1 protein-coding gene is annotated in these 879 nt (G+C 63.5%); it reads right to left on the bottom strand.

Going from position 1 to position 879, the window contains the following annotated elements:
• Positions 1-10 precede the first annotated feature (10 nt).
• A protein-coding gene (locus tag HUA75_RS46010; protein WP_174490134.1) for an IS5 family transposase occupies positions 11-813 on the bottom strand; the annotation gives its coding sequence in 2 pieces (ribosomal slippage) (positions 11-468 and positions 468-813; 804 coding nt in all).
• Positions 814-879 lie beyond the last annotated feature (66 nt).

The following is an 879-nucleotide window of genomic DNA, read 5'->3' on the forward strand; positions in this document are numbered from 1 at the left end:
AGAGCCTCTATCAAATGTGAGGATAGAGGCTTCGGAAGAGCATGACGCAGCAGCCGAGGACGAGGAAGCCGAAGTGGACGTCGTCCCTGCGCTCGTCACGGACACGGAGCCGACGAAGTTGATTTTTCCAGGCCAGAGTGCGCTCCGCCACCCAACGGTGACGCCCCAGGCGCTCCTTGGACTCGACACCTGGTCGCGCGATTCGTGGTGCGATGCCGCGCTTTCGAAGCCCGCGCCGGTTCTTCTTCGAGGCGTAGGCCTTATCCCCGTGGACCTTCCTGGGACGGAAGCAGCGTTGCCCTGAAGGCATCCTCACCGGAGGTATGGAGTCCACGAGGGGAAAGAGTTCGTGGGTGTCGTGCACGTTCGCCGCCGTCAGCGACTGGGTGAGCGGCAGTCCATGGGCCTCTACGAGAAGATGATGCTTGCTACCCGCCTTCGCTCGGTCCGTCGGATTTGGGCCCGTGAGGGCCCCCTTTTTGAGGCCCGGACAGACGACGAGTCGATGCTGGCGCGGGAGAGGTCCACCCTGCCTCGTAGTCCCAGTTCATCCAGCAGTTGGTGTTGGAGCTTTTCCCAGACCCCGGCCTCGGTCCATTCCTCCAGCCGGCGCCAGGCTGTCATGCCCGACAGGCCGAACTGCTTGCGAGGAAGCATCTCCCATGGAATGCCGCTCCTCAGCACGAAGACAATGGCCTCCAGCGCCGCTCGGTCATCTGCTCGGGGGCGTCCAAGCTTCTTCTTGGGTCTCGGCGGAGGCAGCAGCGGCGCCACACGCTGCCAGAAGGCGTCGGGAACGAGTTCGCGGACCATGCACTCAAGCTGGGGATGCCCTTCGTCGGTGGCCACCCCAGCCCTGACTTTTGTTAGGTCCTCTAA

It is taken from the genome of Myxococcus sp. CA040A, from assembly GCF_013336725.1.
Lineage (GTDB): Bacteria > Myxococcota > Myxococcia > Myxococcales > Myxococcaceae > Myxococcus > Myxococcus llanfairpwllgwyngyllgogerychwyrndrobwllllantysiliogogogochensis.